Below are 4808 nucleotides of genomic sequence, written 5' to 3'. Positions count from 1 at the left end.
GCCGTATGCTTGTTGCTGCTGATCCTGCCGATCCTCTTCCTGGCGCCGCCGTCGGCGCTGGCCGGCCTGGTGGCGGTGATTGTCGTCCTGGCGGGCTGGGAGTTCGGCAGGCTGATCGGGCTGCGCGGCCCCTGGCCCTATGTCTATGCCCTGGCCTGCCTGGTGGCGCTGATTGGCTGGCATGATGCCGCTGGCCGGCAGGCGCTGACGCTCCTGCTGCAGATCGGCGTGGCTTGCTGGGGTGTGGCGGTGGTCTTGCTGGCACGGGGCGTGCGTCGTGCCACACCGGCCTTTACGCTGCTGGGCGCCATTCTCGGTTTGTTCATGCTGCCCGCCTTCGGCCAGGCCACCCTGATCCTGCGCGAGCTGGGCATCGGGGTGCTGCTGTCGGTGGCAGTGCTGGTCTGGGCGGCCGATATCGGCGCCTATTTCGTCGGCAAGGCCATCGGAAAGCGCAAACTCGCACCCGCCATCAGCCCGGGCAAGTCCTGGGAAGGTGCCTTCGGCGGCTGGGCGCTGGTCCTGGCGATTGCCCTGTCGCTGGCCGCTACCCAGGCTTTTGCGCCGACCTGGTTTTCGCGCATGGCCGGTCATAGCGGCCTGGCCGCCGTGACGCTGCTCTCGACACTGCTGGTGATCGCCAGCGTGGTCGGCGACCTGTTCGAGTCGCTGCTCAAGCGGCAGGTCGGCATGAAGGACAGCAGCAGGCTGTTGCCAGGCCATGGCGGCGTGCTCGATCGCATCGACGCGCTGCTGCCCGTATTCCCGCTGGCCGCGTTGCTGGCCATTTATCTTTGAGTTGATCTGATATGCGTCGTATTACCGTACTGGGTGCCACTGGCTCGATCGGGGACAGCACGCTTGATGTGGTCAAGCGCCACCCCGAACGCTATGCCGTGCATGCGCTGACGGCGCACCGGCAGGTCGACAAGCTGGCCGCCCTGTGCCGCGAGTTCCGCCCGGCCCATGCCGTGGTGGGCACCGCGCAGGCCGCTGGCGAGCTGGAAGCGCTGCTGCGGGCCGATGGCGTCAAGACCGAGGTTGGCTACGGCGAGGCGGCGCTGGAAGCGGTCGCGGCGGATCCGGCGGTCGATTCGGTGATGGCCGCCATCGTCGGCGCTGCCGGGCTGCGCCCCACGCTCGCCGCGGCGCGGGCCGGCAAGCGCGTGCTGCTGGCCAACAAGGAAGCGCTGGTGATGTCGGGCCGGCTCTTCATGGATGCCGTACGCGAGCATGGTGCCACGCTGCTGCCGATCGACAGCGAGCACAATGCCATCTTCCAATGCCTGCCGGCCGACGATCCACGTTTCCGCGCGGGTGTGTCCAAGATCGTGCTGACCGCATCCGGCGGGCCTTTCAGGACCCGCGACCCGGCCACGCTGCGCGATATCTCGCCCGACGAGGCCTGCGCCCACCCTAACTGGGTGATGGGCCGCAAGATCTCGGTGGACTCCGCCACCATGATGAACAAGGGGCTGGAGGTGATCGAGGCGCACTGGCTGTTCGCCGCGCCCGCCGAGCGCATCGAAGTCCTGATCCATCCGCAGAGCATCGTGCATTCCATGGTGTCCTACGCCGACGGTTCGGTGCTGGCCCAGCTCGGCAACCCCGATATGCGCACGCCGATCGCCTACGGGCTGGCGTATCCCGAGCGCATGCGCGCCGGCGTTTCTCCGCTGGATCTCACCCGCGCCGGCGCGCTCACCTTCGAAACCCCGGACCTCGTGCGCTTTCCCTGCCTCGGCCTGGCGTTCGACGCCCTGCGCGCGGGCGGGGTCGCACCGGTGATCCTGAACGCGGCCAACGAGGTCGCGGTCGATGCGTTCCTGCAAGGTCGGATACGGTTCACCGACATCGCGCGCATTGTGGGCGATGTGCTCGGGCAGGCCACGCAAGGCAGCGCCGACACCCTGGAGGGCGTGCTGGACGCCGACCGCGAGGCGCGCCGCCGCGCCGGCGCCTTGCTGGATAGCGCCGGCTCGTGCTGAAACCGGCGGGGGGCGATGCCGGGATCGGCGACAATAGCGGTGTTCCGGCAAATGCCGGACCGCCGGTTGCCGGGCCTGACGCCCGGTGTGTCCTTTGTGCCATCGGGGCGGTAAGCCCCTGACGACAAGCTGCCAGCCATGCAAACCGTAATCGCTTTCGTCGCTGCCCTGTGCATCCTGATCTATTTCCATGAGATGGGGCACTACCTGGCCGCACGCCTGTGCGGAGTCAAGGTGTTGCGTTTCTCGATCGGCTTCGGCCGGCCGCTGCTGCGCTGGGTGTCCAAGGGGCGCGATCGCACCGAATGGACCATCGCCGCGATTCCGCTCGGGGGCTATGTCAAGATGCTCGACGAGCGCGAGAGCGATCCAGAGCATGACGCGCCCATTGATCCGGCGGATTTGCCGCGCGCGTTCAACCGGCAGCCGGTCGGCAAGCGTTTCGCGATTGTCGCGGCCGGGCCGCTGGCCAATTTTGCCCTGGCGGTGGTGCTGTATTTCGTACTGTTTGCCGGCGGCATGCGAGAGGCGGCTCCCATCGTCGCGGCGCCGTCCGCAGGCACGCCCGCGGCAGAGGCGGGCTTGCGGGAGGGCGATCGCGTCCTCGCGTTGCAGGCCAACGGCGAGACCGAGCAGGTGCGTTCCTGGAATGACCTGCGCATGGCCATATTCGCGCAGGGATTCGGCGACGCCAGCGCGGTGCTGCACGTGCGCGCGGCCGACGGCGCTGAGCGCGATGTGAAACTGCCGCGCTTGCCGAATACTGGCGGCAACCCGGAGCAGGATCCGCTTGCCACGCTGGGGCTGGCCCTCAAGGGCGGTCCGGTCACCATTACCGAGGTCCTGCCGGATTCCGCCGCGCAACGCGCCGGCCTGCGCCAGGGCGACCGCGTCGTGGCCTGGCAAGGACAAGCGCTTACCCAGGCCGGCGAACTGATCCGTGGCGTCAGGGCGCGGCCCGGCGCGGAGGTCACGCTCGGCATCGAGCGCGACGGGCGACGCCTGGACGTGCCGGTGAAACTCGACACGGTGCCCGCCGCCGAGGGTGCCAGCGCACCCGCGGCTGGCACCGGCAAGCTGGGTGCCGCGCTGAGCCAGGCGGTCGAGATGGAGACCGTGCGCTACCAGCCGGTCGAAGCGCTGACGCGCTCCATCGGGCAGGTGTGGAGCACCAGCGCGCTCTCGCTCAAGCTGCTTGGCAAGATGCTGGTGGGGCAGGCGTCGCTGCAAAACCTGAGCGGGCCGCTGACCGTGGCGGACTACGCCGGGCGTGCCGCCCACCTCGGATGGCAGCCCTTTGTCGGCTTCCTGGCGTTGGTCAGTGTTAGCCTCGGTGTATTGAATTTGTTACCTATTCCGGTATTGGRTGGGGGTCATTTGCTGTATTATTGCGTTGAATTTTTGACTGGCAGGCCCGTACCAGACCATTGGCAGGCTGTGCTGCAGAAGGTCGGCATCGCCTGCGTCTTGCTCCTGACTTCGCTCGCCTTGTTCAACGACGTCAGCCGGCTGTTTCTTGCGCGCGGCTAGACGTAGGTTGCCGGCAGCGGCGTGTCGGTGTCACTGGCACCACGCGCCGGATGCTGAGCCAAGGCGCAGCCCCGTGAAGCATCGGAGCCCAATCCTGCATGGAATCAAAGAGGGGATCAAGATTGATCAGACATAAGCGCATCTCGCTGGGCGTGCTGGCGAGTGCCATCATCGCGGCCTGGACCCCAGTGAGTTGGGCCGCGGAGCCATTCGTCGTCAAGGACATTCGTGTCGAGGGCCTGCAGCGGGTCGAGCCGGGTACGGTGTTCGGCTACCTGCCGGTCAAGGTCGGCGAGACCTTCAGCGACGACAAGGGCGCGGACGCCATTCGTGCCCTGTATAACACCGGGTTCTTCAAGGACGTCCAGATCCGTTCCGAGGACGGCGTGCTGGTGGTCCAGGTGGAAGAGYGTCCCGCCATTTCCCAGCTCGAATTCGTCGGCATCAAGGAGTTCGACAAGGACACCCTGCGCCGCTCGTTGCGCGCGGTGGGCGTGGCCGAAGCCCGGTATTACGACAAGGCCCTGATCGACAAGGCAGAGCAGGAACTCAAGCGCCAGTACGTGGCGCGCGGCTACTATGCCGCCGACGTTCAGACCACGATCACCCCGGTCGACCGCAATCGCGTGTCGGTGGTGTTCAATGTCGACGAAGGCCCGGTGGCCAAGATCCGCCAGATCAATATCGTCGGCAACAAGGCCTTCAAGGAAAGCACGCTGCGCGATGAAATGCAGCTGTCGACCCCGAACTGGCTGTCCTGGTACACCAAGAACGACCTGTATTCCAAGCAGAAGCTCACTGCCGACCTGGAATCGCTGCGTTCGTATTACCTGAACCGCGGCTACCTCGAGTTCGCCATCGAATCGACCCAGGTGTCGATCACGCCGGACAAGAAGGACATCTTCCTGACGCTGAACATCAAGGAAGGCGACCAGTACAAGGTGTCGGACATCCGCCTGGCAGGCGAACTGCTCGGCAAGCAGGCCGAGATGGAAAAGCTGCTCAAGCTGCAGAAGGGCGAGGTCTTTTCATCCGAGAAGCTGACCCAGAGCACCAAGGCCATTACCGATCTGCTGGGCACCTACGGCTATGCGTTCACCACCATCAATCCGCAGCCGCAGATCGACAAGGAAAAGCGCGAGGTCGCGCTGACCCTGATGGTCGATCCGGGCCGTCGCGTCTATGTGCGCCGCGTCAACGTGGTGGGCAACAGCAAGACCCGCGATGAAGTGGTGCGGCGCGAAATGCGCCAGATGGAAAGCTCGTGGTTCGACAGCGAAAAGCTGACCC

Annotated in this window: 4 protein-coding genes; all 4 read left to right on the top strand. The window is 66.1% G+C overall.

The features are described 5' to 3' along the window. On the top strand, positions 1–798 hold a 798-nt coding region (locus tag AC1DKD_RS39145), incomplete at its 5' end, for a phosphatidate cytidylyltransferase (RefSeq protein WP_477144554.1). Between the two features lie 11 nt (positions 799–809). Then, positions 810–1988, top strand: coding sequence for a 1-deoxy-D-xylulose-5-phosphate reductoisomerase (ispC, locus tag AC1DKD_RS39140; protein WP_441631986.1), 1179 nt, complete (start codon positions 810–812; stop codon positions 1986–1988). 138 nt (positions 1989–2126) lie between these two features. Further along, positions 2127–3518, top strand: a complete 1392-nt coding sequence (rseP, locus tag AC1DKD_RS39135) for an RIP metalloprotease RseP (protein WP_477144553.1) — start codon at positions 2127–2129, stop codon at positions 3516–3518. Between the two features lie 98 nt (positions 3519–3616). After that, positions 3617–4808 (top strand): outer membrane protein assembly factor BamA (gene bamA, locus AC1DKD_RS39130; protein WP_477144552.1); only part of this gene is annotated, 1192 nt, incomplete at its 3' end.

This window comes from Cupriavidus sp. 05T313, from assembly GCF_056396665.1.
This window is presented reverse-complemented; position numbering and strand designations above follow the sequence as displayed.

Bases quoted from the DNA above. Each gene is read 5' to 3' on its own strand.
- ispC (WP_441631986.1), top strand. From the start codon at position 810: ATGCGTCGTATTACCGTACTGGGTGCCACTGGCTCGATCGGGGACAGC.